Origin of the sequence: Chryseobacterium lathyri (genome assembly GCF_019970085.1) — a bacterium.
Lineage (GTDB): Bacteria > Bacteroidota > Bacteroidia > Flavobacteriales > Weeksellaceae > Chryseobacterium > Chryseobacterium lathyri.
In genome coordinates this window covers 489,780-506,730 of sequence record NZ_JAHXYG010000002.1, presented here as the reverse complement: position 1 = coordinate 506,730, position 16,951 = coordinate 489,780, and the positions used below count along the sequence as shown (strand labels likewise).

Below are 16,951 nucleotides of genomic sequence, written 5' to 3'. Positions count from 1 at the left end.
CAAAGTTTTATTACGATCGTCATTGCAACTACAGGTAAAGCAATCTCAAAATATAAACACTTCCCGTCCTACACCATTCAAAACATAGCATAAAATTATTTACAAATCGCTTAAAAACATTAAATTTGCATCTTATCAAAAATTTGATAGTTTTAAAAGCAAAGCAATACTATGACATCACAAGAGATACGTCAAAAATTTTTAGATTATTTTAAAAGTAAAGACCACCTTATCGTTCCTTCAGCACCTATCGTTCTGAAAGACGACCCTACCCTTATGTTTTCCAACTCAGGAATGACACAGTTCAAAGATTTCTTCTTAGGCTACAAAACGCCTACGGCACCAAGAATTGCCGATACACAGAAATGCCTTAGAGTTTCCGGAAAGCATAATGACTTAGATGATGTGGGAAGAGATACGTACCACCACACCATGTTTGAAATGTTGGGAAACTGGTCTTTTGGTGATTATTTCAAAAAAGATGCTATTGCTTTTGCCTGGGAATTACTGACTGAAGTATTCGGAATTCCAAAAGAAAATTTATACGTAACTATTTTCGAAGGAGATACTTCTGAGAATTTGGAAAGAGATCAGGATGCTTACAATTTCTGGAAATCACACATTTCGGAAGACAGAATTATCAATGGAAACAAAAAAGATAATTTTTGGGAAATGGGAGAAAGCGGACCGTGCGGACCGTGTTCAGAAATCCACGTTGACCTTAGAACTGAGGAAGAAAAAGCTAAAGTTTCAGGACTTGATCTGGTGAATAACGACCATCCTCAGGTAGTGGAAGTATGGAACCTGGTATTCATGGAATTCAACAGAAAGGCAGATAAAAGTTTGGAAAAACTTCCTCAGCAGCACGTGGATACAGGAATGGGCTTCGAGCGTCTGTGTATGGCACTTCAGGGCAAATCTTCAAATTATGATACCGACGTTTTCACTCCGCTTATTGCTAAAGTGGAAGAACTTTCAGGTAAAAAATATACAGGAATTTTAGAAGACGAAAAAGATATTGCAATCCGTGTTGTGGTAGACCACATCAGAGCGGTTGCTTTTGCAATTGCTGACGGACAGCTTCCTTCCAATGGAGGTGCAGGGTATGTAATCCGAAGAATTTTAAGAAGAGCAATTTCTTATTCTTACCGATTCCTAGGAATGAAAGAACCTTTCCTTTACAAACTTGTTGCTGTACTTCAAGAGCAAATGGGACCTTTCTTCCCTGAGATCGAAAAGCAGGGGAAACTGGTTTCCGAGGTGATCAAAAGTGAGGAAGATTCATTCTTAAAAACTATTGAAAACGGACTGATCAGAGTTGAAAAGTTGATTCAGCAGACTATTGCAGATAATTCAAAAGTATTACCAAGCGAAGAAGTTTTTGAATTATATGATACGTACGGGTTCCCGGATGATTTAACGAGAATTATTGCAGAAGAAAAAGGACTTACCATTGATGAAGCGGGATTCAAAGTTGAAATGGAAAAGCAAAAACTCCGTTCCAAAGCTGATTCTGCTCAGAAAGTGTATGACTGGGTAACTTTAGAAACAAAACCTGAAAACTTTGTAGGATATGATCAGATCGAGTCTGAAACCTATATTACCCGATACAGAAAAGTAGAAAACAAAGACGGAGAATTTTATCAGGTAGTACTGAGCAGTTCTCCATTCTATCCAGAAGGCGGTGGCCAGGTGGGAGACAAAGGTATTCTGGAAAATGCCGTTGAAAGCTTTGAAGTTTTAGAAACCAAAAAAGAAAACGGACTGATCATTTCCCTGATTAATGGTCTTCCGAAAGATGCAGGAGCTGTTTTCTATGCTAAAGTTGATGCAACCGACAGAAAAAACTCCCAGGCGAATCACTCGGTAACTCACCTTTTACATGAGGCATTAAGAGAGGTTTTAGGAACACACGTGGAACAGAAAGGTTCTTACGTAGGTCCTGATTATCTTCGTTTCGACTTCTCTCATTTCAATAAAATGACGGAAGAAGAACTGGCATTGGTAGAAGAAAAAGTAAACCACAAGATCAAAGAAAGCATTGCTTTACAGGAGTTCAGAAGCATTCCTATTCAGGAGGCTCTGGATAAAGGAGCTATGGCTTTATTCGGTGAAAAATACGGTGACAATGTGAGAATGATCCAGTTTGGAAGCTCTAAGGAGCTCTGCGGAGGAACTCACGTAAAAAATACAATCGAAATCGGTCATTTCAAAATTACTTCTGAAGGTTCTGCTGCTGCAGGGATCAGAAGAATTGAAGCCATTTCAGGAGATAAATCTGAGGAATATTTTAAAAATCTGGAAAATCAGATTCATGAGCTTTCTCAACTATTGAAGTCTAAAGATGTTGTAAGATCTATAGAAAAACTGATTGAAGAAAATACATCTTTAAAATCTGAAGTGGAAGCTCTTAAAAAAGAAAAAGCAAAAGGCGAGATCGGTGAATGGAAAAATGCTTACGAGCAGAAAGGCAACAAGCAGCTATTGGTGAAGAAGACTTCCCTGGATGCAGGTTCTGTGAAAGATATTGTATTCCAGCTGAAGAGAGAAATCCCATCTTCAGTAACGATTATTCTTTCCGATGCAGACGGAAAACCAATGATCACCGTTGGAGTTTCTGATGATCTGGCAGCAGATTATCAGGCAGGAGCTATCGTAAAAGACCTGGCAAAAGAGATCCAGGGAGGTGGAGGCGGAAATCCGGGCTTTGCAACAGCGGGAGGTAAAAACCTTGACGGCCTGGAAAATGCTTACCAAAAAGCTTTGAATATTTAGGAATAATCCTTTTATCATAAAACATTAAAACTCCTGAAAATATCAGGAGTTTTTTTTCTGTATTTTTTCTATCTGAACCTTAGATGAAATCAATGTATTAACAAATCATAAAAACTTTCTCAACACAAGAAATATTACTACTTTTGACCTAATTCTTGCATGAAAAGGTTTTTAGTTTTATTGTTTTTGATGATCAGCTTCTTTGGTTTTACCCAATCAAGGATTAAGGTCATTGATGAAACCGACCAGAAACCAATATCCAACGCCAAAATATCCTGTGATGGAAAGGTTTTAGGCTTTACAGATATCCAGGGCATCTTGGAATTTAAGTCGTCTTGCAGTACCCTTGAAATCCAGGCAGAAAAATATCAAAATGAGACAGCGTCTGTTGAAGCAGACATGGAAGTTTTGATGATGAAAAAAATATCAAAAACAACGGATATTGAAACTGTAATCATTGAAGACCGAAGTGATCCCCGGGCTTTGGAAATCCTTAAAAAGGTGAACAGGCTGTTCAGGGAGAATTCGCCAAAAAGTTTAGGCTCCTACTCTTTTAAATCTTACGAAAAAATATCCCTGGATATCGACCAGGATAGTATTTCGCAGTTTAATCAGTTTTTTAATGACACTCAGTTTTTCAAGAAAAAGAGAGAAAAAGATTCATTAAATAATATCTCCGCCAAACAGATCTTTTCAAAAAGCAAACTCTTTCTGTGGGAAAGAGCGCAGGAATTTTTATATTCCAAACAATATGGTGAAAAGATTAATGTCCTGGACAACCGGATTTCCGGTCTGAAGCAGCCGATCTATGAAATGATCGCCATTCAGCAAAGCAACAGAGATAAAATCCCCAACCAGATCAAGCAGGAAAACAGAGGGCTTTACCGGTTTTTTCTTTCGGATACCATTGAAGTGAACGGAAGAAAAACTTTCGTGATCCGTTTTCGTGAGGTGAACTATAAAAAACCAGATAAAAGGAGAAAATACAACGGTGCGATCTATATAGATACCGAAACCTACGGCATCGAGAAGATCGAAAATTTTAGCAAAAACAAGAACGACGGTATTATTACGAGTACCTGGATTTTTTATAATAACAAATGGTTCCTGGCTCAGGAAAAAGTAAAACTGAGAATGAGCAGGGTGGCCATGGAAGAGGAAGGCAAAGGAAAGACCGAAGAGCACCATGGGAAAAAGGATAGAACCAGTTTTGGGACGTATGCTTTTCTCACTTCTACTTATTTTGACTTCAAGTCGCCAATTGAGGAAAACCAGAATGATTTTAAAGGCTATACATTTTCAGTAAAAAATGCAGACGGACACCTTTTGGATCAATACAGAACCGATCCACTGACGGAAAGGGAAAGAAATACATATACTACGATAGACAGTCTGGGTAAAAAATACAATATCGATAGTAAAGCAAAAATCCTGACCGGGCTTATCAATGGGCAGATCCGGATGGGAATTGTAGATTTCGCAGTAGATGAAATTGTAAACTACAACCTGTATGAAGGCTTCAGATTAGGTTTGAAGGCAAAGATTAACGAAACTTTTAATCCTTATTTTTCACCGGATTATTATTTCGCGTACGGCTTCAAAGACGATAAATGGAAATATGGGATCGGTCTTGATATGAAGACCTCTCTGGATAAAAATTCATTTTTCAGAGCTGAATATTATAATGATGTGACAGCATCGGGAGAATTCTACAGACGACTGTGGAATTTCAAGATGAGAACAATGAATTACGGAAATAACATCAACAATGATAAATACTACCATTACAGAGGCGCTTCCCTATCCTATCTGAACGATGTTACAAACGGACTGACACTGGTTTTCGCAGCCAAAAGAAATGTTGAAGAAGCTAAATTTGATTATGAATTCCGGGGGAAAGGCGGTGAGTTTGATAATTTCAATACCTTGTTTACCTTAAAATATTCACCGAATTCTACGAATATCATGACACCTCAGGGAAAATCTATCATCGATCAGAAATATCCCGAGCTGTATTTCAACTATGAGCAGAGTTACAAAGTTCTGGGAGGAGATTTCAATTACACGCGTTTTGATGCCCTGTTTGTGCACAATTTTAAAACAATGTTCGGAACTACCGGATTCAGGTTGTATGGCGGAATGGTATTGGGTGAAGCGCCTATCTGGAAACATTTTACAATGAATGGGCTGGCCTCTCCAAGAAAGGATTTTAATTTCAACTTTACGTCTTACCTGGGTTTTGCAACGCTGGAGGGTGGAAAGTATTACAATGATAAATTCGTTGCCTATTATTTCACCCACAAACTTCCTTTGTATTTTAAAAGTTTCGGACAGAATATTTCGAGCTTTGATTTTGTACTGAGAGGAACAATCGGAGATATGAAGCATCCGGAATATCATGAGTTCAAATTCAGAAAACTGGATCATCTGTATCAGGAAGTGGGTCTGGAATGGAATAATTTCTTATCAAGTTATTTTAATTTAGGACTATTCTACAGAGTTGGATATTACACCACTCCCAATTTCAAGCAGAATTTTGCCATCCAGTTCAAACTGAAACTATTAGAATTTTAAATAATATTTATAAATACATAAAAACAAAAGATGCAGCGAATAGAAATAAAAGCGGAACAGTTTTTTGAATTATTAAAACTAAAAGACACTTCAATGTGGGAGATTTTCTCGCAGATGATCGATGGTAATGAAAAGGAAATTATATTTCTTAACAATGAAGATAAAGTCCTTTTTAATTATATCCTCCCTGCAGAACAGGAAAAACTTGAGGAAGACAGAAAAGAATTTTCAAAACAGTTCTCAGATAAATTGGCTAACTTCAATTAAAAATTTTAAATGAATAAAAGCTACATATTCTCTCTATTGAGTATTTTCCTTTTCAGCTTTGGGACTGCTCAGAATTATAAAAAGCCTTTAATTTCTGCCATCAAAGAAGCCGATTTAAGGAAAGACATGTATGAGCTGGCTGCAGATCAGTTCTGGGGACGTGAAGCAGGAACTTTAGATGAATTAAAAGTTTCGATGTGGCTTGCCGACAAAGCCAAAGAAGCCGGAATGAAACCCGCCGGTGACAATGGTACATTTTTCCAGTTTTTTGATATGTATAGGCATCAGGTGACCTCTCAAAGTAGTTTGAAAATTGGAAACAGCAGCCTTAAGCTCTGGAAAGATTTTCTTGTTGCAGAACCCGTCAATGCAGCGATTGATTCCGAAATTGTGTACGCAGGAAATACAGAGCCTGAAGAGCTTTCCAAATTAAATATCAAAGGAAAAGTTCTTGCAGTGAATGCCTCCGATAAAAACATCAACAAGGAAATGACTCTTTTTGTAAGAAGATATCCCGGTTTTGTAAGAACAAAATATTACAACAAAGCTCTTGAACTGGGCGCAAAAGCCGTGATTTTCATCACCGATGATATTTCTGAAAAAAGCTGGGTTGAAGTTCTTCCTCAAATGACAAGAGGAACTTACGGCGTGGAAGGTCTGAGAGAGAAAATAACGGATAATATTCCTGTTGTATGGATCAAGAGAGAAAATGCAGACTGGGTAAAAAACAATCCTAAAATTGCGCTGAACCTCATCACAGAAACCTACAAATATCCTTCTGTAAACATCATCGGAAAAATTGAAGGCACAGATCCTGCCCTTAAAGAAGAATACGTTTTGCTGAGCGGTCACCAGGATCATGACGGAATCAGACATCCTGTGAAAAATGACACCATCTATAACGGTGCCGACGATAATGCCAGTACATGCGTTGCCATGCTAGCCATGGCCAGAGCTTACAAGAAACAGCCCGGAAAAAGAAGCATTTTGTTTGTTTTCCATGGAGCGGAAGAAAGAGGATTGCTGGGTTCCAGATGGCATGCTGCTCATCCGGTCGTTCCGAAAGAAAAAATCGTAGCCGTTTTGAACGGTGATATGATCGGCAGAAATGACAATAATGAAGCCGCTCTTCTGGGAGGAAATGCCCCGCATAAAAACTCTGAAGAACTGGTAAAAATGGCAGAAGACGCCAATAATGAAAGCACAAAATTCAAATACCTGAAAGACTGGGATTCTCCAAATCACGCTGAATATTTCTACTTTAGAAGCGATCACTTACCATATGCAAAAATTGGAATTCCAGCCGTATTTTTCACCAGCGTACTGCATGACCAGTACCATACCCCTCAGGATGAATCTGAAAATATCAATTACAAAAAGTTGTATAAAATGACGGAATGGATGTACCGGACATCCTGGAAAGTAGCCAATGAAGCTGAACGTCCGAAAGTGATTTCTAATTTTACGCTTGAGAGATAAATAAAAGTTTCGGCGGCCCAGAGGGCCGCCGAAACTCATTTTTTATGTCATTGCGAGGAGCGCAGCGACGAAGCAATCTCTTTATTCTTCAGATTGCTTTACCATTGCTTACATTCTGCCAGATATTCTATATTATTCTTTTGTCTTGAAACAAAAGAATCAAAAATTCAAGACCTGGAAACTTTCGCTAAAAATAAATACTGTTCTCTAAAAATTATAAAACTTGCGCGGATGTATTATTTCTGCTTCGTTTCAGTCACAGTCCCGCGCTTCGGACAGTAGAATTTTCTTAACGTTCACAGCATTTATTTTCTTAACGCTCCATTTTCCGAAGCCGGATCATAGTGGCTAAAAAAGCAATATTCAGCAAACATTATAACAAATCAACAATATTAAATTTTATCGCAGATAAAATCCTTGCGCCTTAACAACGCATTCTATGAAAAAACTAGCGTCTTTGCGATAAACCAACACCATTTCACACATCATTTTAAATAAGCAGATTCATCAAAGACGGATCATTATTCAGATAATTGACAAAAAAGTCATATTTCTTCATGTTATCAAGCAGCGGAGTAAAATCTTCACTATCTTTTAATCCAATTCCTAAAACAGCAATTCCTTTCTCCTTTGAGTTCTTTTGCGTGTATTCAAAAAAAGTAATGTCATCATTAGGCCCCAAAACATTCATCACAAAGGTTTTCAAAGCCCCCGGACGCTGTGCAAATCTAACGAGAAAATAATGCTTTAACCCTGCGTGGAGAAGAGCTTTTTCTTTGATCTCTTCCATCCGGGTAATATCATTATTGCTGCCACTGATGATACAGACCACATTTTTTCCTCTGATCTGATCTTTATATTTTCCCAATGCAGCCACAGAAAGAGCCCCAGCAGGTTCCACGACCACAGCATCTTTATTGTAGAGGGAAAGAATAGTTTCGCACACCATTCCTTCATCCACTAAAGCCATATCGTGCAGCACATTTTTACAGAGTTCGAAATTAAGATCTCCTACTTTCTGTACAGCCGCTCCATCTACAAAACGGCTTATTTTTTCAAGAAGCACCGGTTGACCTTTTTCCAGTGCCTTTTTCATGCTTGCCGCTGCAGAAGGCTCCACTCCTATAATCTTCGTATGTGGAGACAATTCTCTGAATACAGAACAAACACCTGCAGCCAAACCACCGCCTCCAACTGGAAGAAAAAGATAATCAATGGGCTCATCCGACTGCTCAAGAATCTCCAGCGCTGCCGTTGCCTGGCCATTAATAATATCCTGATCATCGAACGGGTGAATAAATATCCCCTGATTCTCTTTACAGAACTTCAATGCGGCATCTTTAGCTTCATCGAAAGTATCCCCGTAAAGCACAATATCTATATCATCTCCTCCAAACATTTTCACCTGTTCCAGCTTTTGTCCCGGCGTGGGCAAAGGCATGAAAATAGTTCCTTTTGCCTTCATCGTACTGCATGCAAAAGCGACTCCCTGAGCATGGTTTCCCGCACTGGCACAAACCACCCCTTTTGCAAGATCTTCAGAAGACATCACCGCCATTTTATTGTAAGCTCCCCTGATTTTGTAGGATCTCACCTGCTGCAGATCTTCTCTTTTAAAGCTTATCTTCGCGTCATAAATGCCGGAAAGATTATTATTAATAGCCAGAGGTGTTCTTACCACTACATTTCTGAGTCTTTTTGCTGCTTTATAGACATTGTCCAAAACAGAAGGATATGTTTCTTCCATTATTTTCTTGATTAATTGTTCTCTGGTCTGAGACTGCGGACCGTCTTCCCTGCTCTCCACATTTCGCTTTCTCTAAGCTCAGTCAGTTCTACTTCCAGTTTTTCCCTGTAATCGTGTTTGCTGTTGCTGTCGATGGAACGCTGGGCTTCATCTCCTTTGGCAACACTTTCATACAATTCTTCAAATAATGGGGAAGTAGCATCTCTGAAACGTTTCCACCAGTCCAATGCTCCCCTTTGTGCTGTGGTGCTGCAGTTCGCATACATCCAATCCATACCGTTTTCTGCAACCAATGGCATTAATGATTGTGTAAGTTCTTCAACTGTTTCGTTAAATGCTTCGGAAGGACTGTGCCCATTTTTCCTCAACACATCGTATTGGGCGGCAAATATTCCCTGTACGGCACCCATTAATGTTCCTCTTTCTCCCGCAAGGTCGCTGAACACCTCCTTTTTAAAATCTGTTTCAAATAAATACCCGCTTCCGATAGCTATTCCCAATGCAGTTACTCTTTCTCTTGCTTTTCCGGTGGCATCCTGGTATACAGCAAAACTACTGTTCAATCCACGATCCTGAAGAAACATCCTTCTCAGTGAGGTTCCGGATCCTTTAGGGGCAACCAGAAACACATCAACCTCAGCCGGCGGAATAATTCCTGTTCTTTCATTAAAGGTAATTCCGAAACCGTGAGAAAAATACAGTGCTTTTCCGGGAGTAAGATGCTGTTTTACTTTCGGCCAGTATTCGATCTGGGCCGCATCACTCAAGAGATAGCAAATAATCGTTCCTTTTTGCAGAGCTTCTTCTATTTCGAATAAGGTTTCTCCGGGTACAAATCCATCTGCTACAGCCTTATCCCATGATTTTGAGTTTTTTCTCTGGCCCACAATCACATTGATCCCGTTGTCTTTCTGGTTCAGTGCCTGTCCCGGCCCCTGTACGCCATAGCCGATCACCGCTACGATCTCATCTTTTAATACTTCCTGAGCTTTATCTAATGGAAATTCCTCTCTTGTTACTACATTTTCTTCTACTCCGCCAAAATTCAATTTTGCCATTTTTTAAATTTTTATATGTTGTTAATGATATTTGATTGTTGCTTTATTCAGCTTGCGTGTGCAGCTGCGGTCAGGTATGGATTTTTATGGTAATGAACCTCAAGAACATCTACCTGTTTTTCCATCTGCCGGGTAATCTTCTGTACAGATTCTTCAGTTTCCCTGATAACGATGACAAACTTTTTTACTTTTTCAATATCGGAAGGCCCTGCATTAAAATTCACAATAGAGATTCTTCTCCTTGAAAAAATAGCATTGATCCTGCCGATCAGCCCCAGATAATCTTCTGTGTAGGCTGTTATGGTGTATTCCTTGTTTTCTGAATTCATCTTTTTCCTATTTAAATTGTTATGTCTTATTGTTGGTCAATACGATCTCTGATACGCTTTTTCCCTGAGGAATCATTGGAAAAACATTATGTTCTTTCCCGGTCATGACTTCAAGCAGAAAGGCTCCTTTATGATGAAGCATTTCACTGAGTCCTGCTTCCAGTTCTTCTCTCTCCGTCACTTTTCTTCCCGGGATCTTATATCCTTTGGCTACCTGTACAAAATCCGGACTCTGAATATCTACCGAGGAATATCTTTCCTCGTGAAAAAGTTCCTGCCACTGTCTTACCATTCCCAGATAGCAGTTATTAAGAATCAAGATCTTAATATCGGGCTGATACTGCATCAGTGTTCCCAATTCCTGGATATTCATTTGTGCACCACCATCTCCCATCACCGCAATAACAGGACGGTTGGTTACTCCATAAGCGGCTCCTATTGCAGCCGGAAGGCAGAATCCCATGGTTCCTAGTCCTCCGCTGGTGATATTGCTTCTGGAATGTTTAAAGGATGAATATCTGCAGGTAGCCATCTGATGCTGCCCTACATCCGTTACGATCACAGCTTCGCCCTGAGTCATATCATTCAGGTGCCGAATCACTTCTCCCATCGTAATTTCACCTTCAGAAGGATATAATTCGTGGCTGATCAGCTGATGATGTTCAATTTCATAGCAGTCTTTAAACTTTTGATGCCAGTCCGTATGCGCTCCCGGTTCTATCAGCTGTGTTAAAAGTGGTAAGGTTTCTTTGCAGTTTCCGAGAACGGGAACCTCAACTTTTACATTTTTATTGATTTCTGCTTTGTCAATATCCAGATGGATGATTTTCGCCTGTTTCGCATATTGATCCAGTCTTCCGGTCACACGGTCATCAAAGCGCATTCCTACAGCAATCAATACATCACATTCATTGGTAAGGATATTGGGACCATAGTTTCCATGCATTCCTACCATTCCTACAGACTGTGGATGGTCCGTTGGGATCGCACTCATTCCTAAGACCGTCCATGCTACCGGAATTCCTGATTTCTCAGCAAACTGTAAAAACTCACTCTCTGCTTTTCCCAGCATAATCCCCTGTCCGGCAATGATGAATGGTTTTTCTGCATTATTAATGAGAAAAGAAGCTTTTTCAATAGCATCCATATGGGGAACCGGATCGGGTCTGTAACTTCTCAAAGAATCACAAGGTGTGTAACCTCTGTTGAACACCTTTTGCAACTGGGCATTTTTCGTAACATCAATTAATACCGGGCCGGGTCTTCCTGATCTTGCAATGTAGAACGCTTTGGCCAATACTTCCGGAAGTTCATCGGCATCGGTTACCTGATAATTCCACTTGGTAACAGGGCTGGTGACATTCATGACATCGATTTCCTGAAACGCATCGGTTCCCAGAAGATGATCAAAAACCTGTCCCGTAATGCATACAATAGGTGTATTATCCAACAGGGCATCAGCTAATCCTGTCACCAAATTGGTTGCTCCCGGACCACTTGTCGCTAATACCACTCCCACTTCTCCGGATACTCTGGCAAGCCCCTGTGCTGCATGGACTGCTCCCTGCTCATGGCGGACCAGAATATGCTCAAGCTGATCTTTATAGTCGTAAAGTGCGTCATAGATTGGGATAATGGCTCCGCCCGGATATCCGAATATTGTTTTTACCCCTTCCTGAAGAAATGCTTCAAGGATGATCCGGCTGCCGCTGATTTCTGTTTCTGTGGATACATTTAGATTCTTCATTGTCTTTTTATTGAGTGATTTCATCTGTTACACAGCCTTCTGCAGCTGATGATACGGTGAGTGCATATTTGTACAGCAATCCTTTTTTTACTTTAAGTTCAGGTTTTTGCCATCCTTTCTTTCGTTGCTCAATTTCTTCTTCGGAAACTTTGAGCTGTATGGTGTTGTTGATAGCGTCGATTTCAATAAGATCGTTATCTTTCACAAAAGCAATCAGACCGCCTTCATAGGCTTCAGGAGTAATATGTCCCACCACAAATCCATGAGTACCACCGCTGAATCTTCCGTCGGTAATCAGAGCAACACTTCCACCCAAGCCCGCTCCAATAAGAGCGCTGGTAGGTTTCAGCATTTCCGGCATTCCCGGTGCACCCTTAGGGCCTTCATGACGGATGACAATGACATCTCCGTGCTGAACTCTTCCGTTTTCAATTCCTTTGATCAGATCTTTTTCGCCATCGAATACTCTTGCCTTTCCTGAAAATTTTTCACCTTCTTTTCCGGTGATTTTCGCAACACTCCCTTTCTCGGCGAGGTTTCCGTACAATATTCTTAAATGTCCAGTTTCTTTGATCGGATTGGATAAGGGTCTGATGATCTTCTGCTTTGTAAAATCAAGGCTTGGAACATTCTCAAGATTTTCAGCGATGGTTTTTCCGGTAACCGTTAAACAGTCACCATGCAGTAAGCCTTCTTCCAATAAATACTTCATGACAGCGGGTGTTCCTCCATGGTTATGAAGATCCTGCATCAGGTATTTCCCGCTTGGCTTAAGATCTGCCAATACCGGTGTGATATCACTCATTTTCTGGAAATCATCCTGAGTAACAGAAACGCCTACGCTTTTTGCCATTGCTATAAAATGCAGAACCGCATTAGTACTGCCTCCAAGAATGATGATCAGACGAAGCGCATTTTCGAAGGCCTTACGGGTCATGATATCAGATGGTTTGATATCTTTTTCCAGTAATATTTTAATATATTTTCCTGCTTCAAGACACTCATTCTGTTTTTCTTCACTTAGTGCGGGATTGGAAGATGAGTACGGAAGGCTCATTCCTAAAGCTTCTATGGCTGATGACATGGTATTGGCTGTGTACATTCCTCCGCATGCGCCTGCTCCCGGACAGGAATTTTTAATCACTCCGTTGAAATCTTCTTCTGAAATTTCTCCGGCAATTTTTTTTCCTAAAGCTTCAAAGGCCGAAACGATATTAAGCGGTTCGTTCTTATAGCACCCAGGAGCTATTGTTCCTCCATAGACCATGATGGATGGTCTGTTCAGCCTTCCCATGGCGATAATGGTTCCCGGCATATTCTTGTCACAACCAGGTAATGCGATAATTCCGTCATAATACTGTGCCCCGCAGATCGCTTCTATGCTGTCTGCGATCACATCGCGACTTACCAGTGAGTACCGCATTCCGTCTGTGCCATTGCTCATCCCGTCGCTTACGCCTATGGTATTGAATATTAATCCCGCAAGACCATGGTTCCAGGTTCCTTTTTTTACCACTTTAGCCAGGTCATTGAGGTGCATATTGCAGGTATTTCCGTCATATCCCATACTGGCAATACCGATCTGGGCCTTGTGCATATCTTCTTCTGTAAAACCTATTCCGTAAAGCATTGCTTTTGCGGCGGGCTGTTCGCTGTTTTGTGTGAATGTTTTTGAATATTTATTTAACATATTATCCTGCATTTGCTGTTCTTATCCTCTCTGTGTGTATCAATAATTTCATTTTTTTGGAATTCATCACTGAAGCTTTTACTTAATTTTGGTCCAAAACTACAGCTTGTAATCTCTTTTTTATTTTCACTTTTATGAAAACTACAATATTCAACTGTTTGAAAAACAGAAATAAACAACTGTAAATCAATCATTTAAATTCTAAATATTTACAATGACAGAACTCTTACCAGTTTCTGATAGGCCTGCTGTACTTTTCCACTTGCTGTATCCTCCCAGTTTTTGGTAAAAGGAACATCATCCAAAGAATCCAGCGCTACAATTTCAGCTGCTGTACCACAAAAGAAAGCGGCATCAGCTCCTCTCATGTCTTCAGGTTTAAAGAAGGTTTCTTTAACGGGAATATTCAATTCACTGCATATTTCAAACACGGTCTGCCTTGTGATGCCCGGCAGTATGCTCCCTTTTGCGGGCGTAAATAATGTTCCGCCTTTTTCGTAGAATATATTGGCTCCTGAGCTTTCAGCGACATTTCCGTTTTCATCAAGCAAAAGAGCTTCGTCATAACCTCTGTCTTTGGCATCCTGACAGGCGAGAATAGAATTGACGTAGTGGCCACCTACTTTGGCTTCCACTTTAAAGGCCTTAGGATTTGGACGTTGAAAACCTGAGGTCATGATTTTCATTTTGTCTGCGAGATAGCCGTTGCTCCATTCCCAGGCAAGCAGAGAGAGGTAGGATTTTTTTCCTTTTGAAAGGGACATATTCGGCGAACAAGTTACCAGTGGGCGGATATAAGCATCGCTGAACCCGTTACGTTCCAAAAGCTCATAGGTGAGATCTGTAAGCTCACTGACTGAATAATCAAACGGGATGTACATCAGTTCTGCTGATTTTTTCAGCCTTTTATAATGTTCTTCTGCTTTAAAAATTCTGGTTCCGTGATCCGTATTGTAGGATTTTATACCTTCGAAAACGGAATAACCATAATGAAGTGATTGTCCGTAAAGATCCATTCCGGCCTCTCCGGCCTTGAGGAAGTTTCCATCAAAATACACGATAGTTTTGTCGTTGTAATACATTGTATAGGGTTTAAAAATTAACAAATGGATATAAAAAAAGCCCTCTCACGATGTGAGAGGGCTCAAATATGTACAGTCATACTCTATCCTTCTCACCAACGCAAGGGAATAATAATGACGATAATAATTACTGTTAATAACTGATACATAAATTCTGAAATAAAAAAAGCCGCTTCAATATGAAACGGCTTATATAATTTTAATTAAAATATTTACAATGCCGCTTCTGTACTGTTGTTAATCACAACAATAATGCTAGAAATGACAATAATATTTTTCTGATTTGTAAAATTCATACTGCAAATGTATTCATTTTTTAATATTGAGCAAGCTTTTTTAATACTTTTTATTTTTTTCGCAAAATTGTTTGATGGTTACTGCGGTTTCAGCCACATCATGTACTCTCAGGATTTTAGCTCCCTGTTCCAAAACTGTCCTATGAAGTTTCTGCGTTTCCTCATTAATGTCCAAAGGAGTTTTCCCAAGCGGCTTATAGATAAATGATTTTCTGGAAATACCGATCAGTAAAGGGAATCGCCCAAAACCCAAATACTCTGTTTCATTGATCATTTTCATCTGATCTTCCACCGTTTTTCCGAAACCAAAACCGGGATCAAGGATGATATCTTTTACTCCTTTTTCGAGAAGTTCAGTACTCTTTTTAGAAAAATAACGATTAACTTCCAGTGTAATATCTTCAAATTTCACTTTGTCATGCATCGTCTCATAAGATGGGTTCACATGCATCAGGATGTAGGGAAGTTTTGTTTCACCCGCAACTTCAAACATGGTATTATCAAACTGCCCGCCTGAAATATCATTGATCATGTCAATTCCTTCATTAAACCCAAATTTCACGGTTTCAGCATAGAACGTATCCAGCGATATCAATGCTTCCGGAAATTCTTTTTTGATTTGGGAAATTATGTTTCCGATCCTGGCTATTTCTTCTTTACTGCTCAGAAATTCAGCATTCGGACGTGTGGATTGCGGTCCGATGTCGATGAATTCTGCCCCGTCTTTCAAAAGTGTCTCTGCATGCTCCAACGCTGATTTTTCACTGTTAAATTTCCCTCCGTCTGAAAAGGAATCCGGGGTAAGATTGAGGATACCCATAATCTTTGGGATGTCAAGTTCTACCAGTCTTCCATTGCAGTTAATAGAGTGGAAAGGTTTGAGAGTCGGAGCGTTTGAGGGTCGGAGAGTTTCGGAGTTTGAAAGCATGTCTTATTGATGATTGATACGTGATGATATCCTGCAAAATTAAGACTTATTGTGGAATGTTGCTATTTGTCAGTTGCTAGTTACTGGTTGTCAGTTGCTGGTTGCTGGTTTGTTATTGGTTGATAAGGGCTTGTGCGGAAACGAATACTCTTTTAGATAGAAATTAAATTTAGAATCTCTTCCTTTCAAAATTCCCCTTGCAATAAACCAGCAACTGACGACCAGCAATCAACTCTCCTACTCTCAAATCCTCTCACCCCGAATCCCGAATCCCACAACTATAAAACCCACTCACCCTCCGACTCTCCCCCTCTAAAACTCTCCAACCCAAAAAACCCAAACTCTGACAAAAATCAATCCCCGATTCCCGCTACCTAAAACCGAATTCGTATATTTGGGAGATTAAGAGAATTTATGTCAAAAACATCAGTACAGTTCGGGAAAGTGATCAGTCAGTGTCGTGATCTTTTCAGTAAAAAATTGCAGGATTACGGGGCAGCATGGAGGGTTTTGAGACCCAGCTCTATTACGGATCAGATTTACATCAAAGTGAACAGGGTGCGTACGCTGCAGATGACGGATAAAAAAATGGTGGATGAAAGTGAAGAGGATGAATTCATCGCGATCGTTAACTATTCTATTATCGGGCTTATTCAACTTGAAAAAGGACTTTCGAATGATTTTAATGAAAATAAGGAAGAGGTTTTAAGTCTTTACGACAAATATGCGAATGATGCTCAGGCTTTAATGGAAAAAAAGAATCACGATTATGGTGAAGCTTGGAGAGATATGAGAATTTCTTCCATCACTGATCTTATTTACCAAAAAGTACTGAGAACAAAGCAGATTGAGGATAACCAGGGGAAAACTATTGTTTCTGAAGGGCTGGATGCGAACTATTTCGACATGCTGAATTACGCTGTTTTCTGCCTGATCAAGTTCTCTGAAAAAGAAAATAGTTCCGAAACTCAAAAATAAA

Annotated in this window: 12 protein-coding genes; 5 read left to right on the top strand and 7 right to left on the bottom strand. The window is 39.8% G+C overall.

Annotated features, from left to right (window positions below; all coding sequences use genetic code 11):
• Positions 1–171: 171 nt before the first annotated feature.
• From alaS to LC418_RS07685, 4 genes are all read left to right on the top strand, one after another.
• Positions 172–2,775: an alanine--tRNA ligase gene (gene alaS / locus LC418_RS07700; protein WP_223558652.1), complete on the top strand. Its 2,604-nt coding sequence runs from the start codon at positions 172–174 to the stop codon at positions 2,773–2,775.
• A gap of 159 nt (positions 2,776–2,934) precedes the next feature.
• The gene (locus tag LC418_RS07695) at positions 2,935–5,349 is read left to right on the top strand and encodes a hypothetical protein (protein ID WP_111956180.1); all 2,415 of its coding nucleotides are present in this window, start codon (positions 2,935–2,937) and stop codon (positions 5,347–5,349) included.
• Positions 5,350–5,379: 30 nt separating this feature from the next.
• Positions 5,380–5,616, top strand: a complete 237-nt coding sequence (locus LC418_RS07690) for a hypothetical protein (protein ID WP_111956178.1) — start codon at positions 5,380–5,382, stop codon at positions 5,614–5,616.
• Positions 5,617–5,625: 9 nt separating this feature from the next.
• Complete coding sequence (locus LC418_RS07685; protein WP_223558651.1) at positions 5,626–7,095, top strand: M20/M25/M40 family metallo-hydrolase; 1,470 nt, start codon at positions 5,626–5,628, stop codon at positions 7,093–7,095.
• 490 nt (positions 7,096–7,585) lie between these two features.
• Here LC418_RS07685 and ilvA read toward each other — a convergent pair whose 3' ends face one another.
• The 7 genes from ilvA to folP all read right to left on the bottom strand — a co-directional run bounded on the left by ilvA (position 7,586) and on the right by folP (position 15,972).
• The gene (gene ilvA, locus LC418_RS07680; RefSeq protein ID WP_223558888.1) at positions 7,586–8,842 is read right to left on the bottom strand and encodes a threonine ammonia-lyase IlvA; all 1,257 of its coding nucleotides are present in this window, start codon (positions 8,840–8,842) and stop codon (positions 7,586–7,588) included.
• A gap of 11 nt (positions 8,843–8,853) precedes the next feature.
• Entirely contained in the window at positions 8,854–9,900 is a 1,047-nt protein-coding gene (ilvC, locus tag LC418_RS07675) for a ketol-acid reductoisomerase (protein WP_072922848.1), read from the bottom strand.
• 47 nt (positions 9,901–9,947) lie between these two features.
• Complete coding sequence (locus tag LC418_RS07670) at positions 9,948–10,229, bottom strand: ACT domain-containing protein (RefSeq protein ID WP_111956172.1); 282 nt, start codon at positions 10,227–10,229, stop codon at positions 9,948–9,950.
• Positions 10,230–10,248: 19 nt separating this feature from the next.
• Positions 10,249–11,976, bottom strand: a complete 1,728-nt coding sequence (gene ilvB / locus LC418_RS07665; RefSeq protein WP_223558650.1) for a biosynthetic-type acetolactate synthase large subunit — start codon at positions 11,974–11,976, stop codon at positions 10,249–10,251.
• 7 nt (positions 11,977–11,983) lie between these two features.
• Entirely contained in the window at positions 11,984–13,666 is a 1,683-nt protein-coding gene (gene ilvD / locus LC418_RS07660; RefSeq protein WP_223558649.1) for a dihydroxy-acid dehydratase, read from the bottom strand.
• 209 nt (positions 13,667–13,875) lie between these two features.
• On the bottom strand, positions 13,876–14,748 hold the full coding sequence (ilvE, locus tag LC418_RS07655) for a branched-chain-amino-acid transaminase (RefSeq protein ID WP_223558648.1): 873 nt from the start codon (positions 14,746–14,748) through the stop codon (positions 13,876–13,878).
• A gap of 336 nt (positions 14,749–15,084) precedes the next feature.
• Positions 15,085–15,972 carry a dihydropteroate synthase gene (folP, locus tag LC418_RS07650; RefSeq protein WP_476727395.1) on the bottom strand — a complete coding sequence of 296 codons (888 nt, stop codon included), beginning with the start codon at positions 15,970–15,972 and terminating at the stop codon, positions 15,085–15,087.
• 414 nt (positions 15,973–16,386) lie between these two features.
• Here folP and LC418_RS07645 point away from each other — a divergent pair, with 414 nt between their 5' ends.
• Entirely contained in the window at positions 16,387–16,950 is a 564-nt protein-coding gene (locus LC418_RS07645; protein WP_111956166.1) for a DUF1599 domain-containing protein, read from the top strand.
• The last annotated feature ends 1 nt before the right edge of the window (position 16,951 follow it).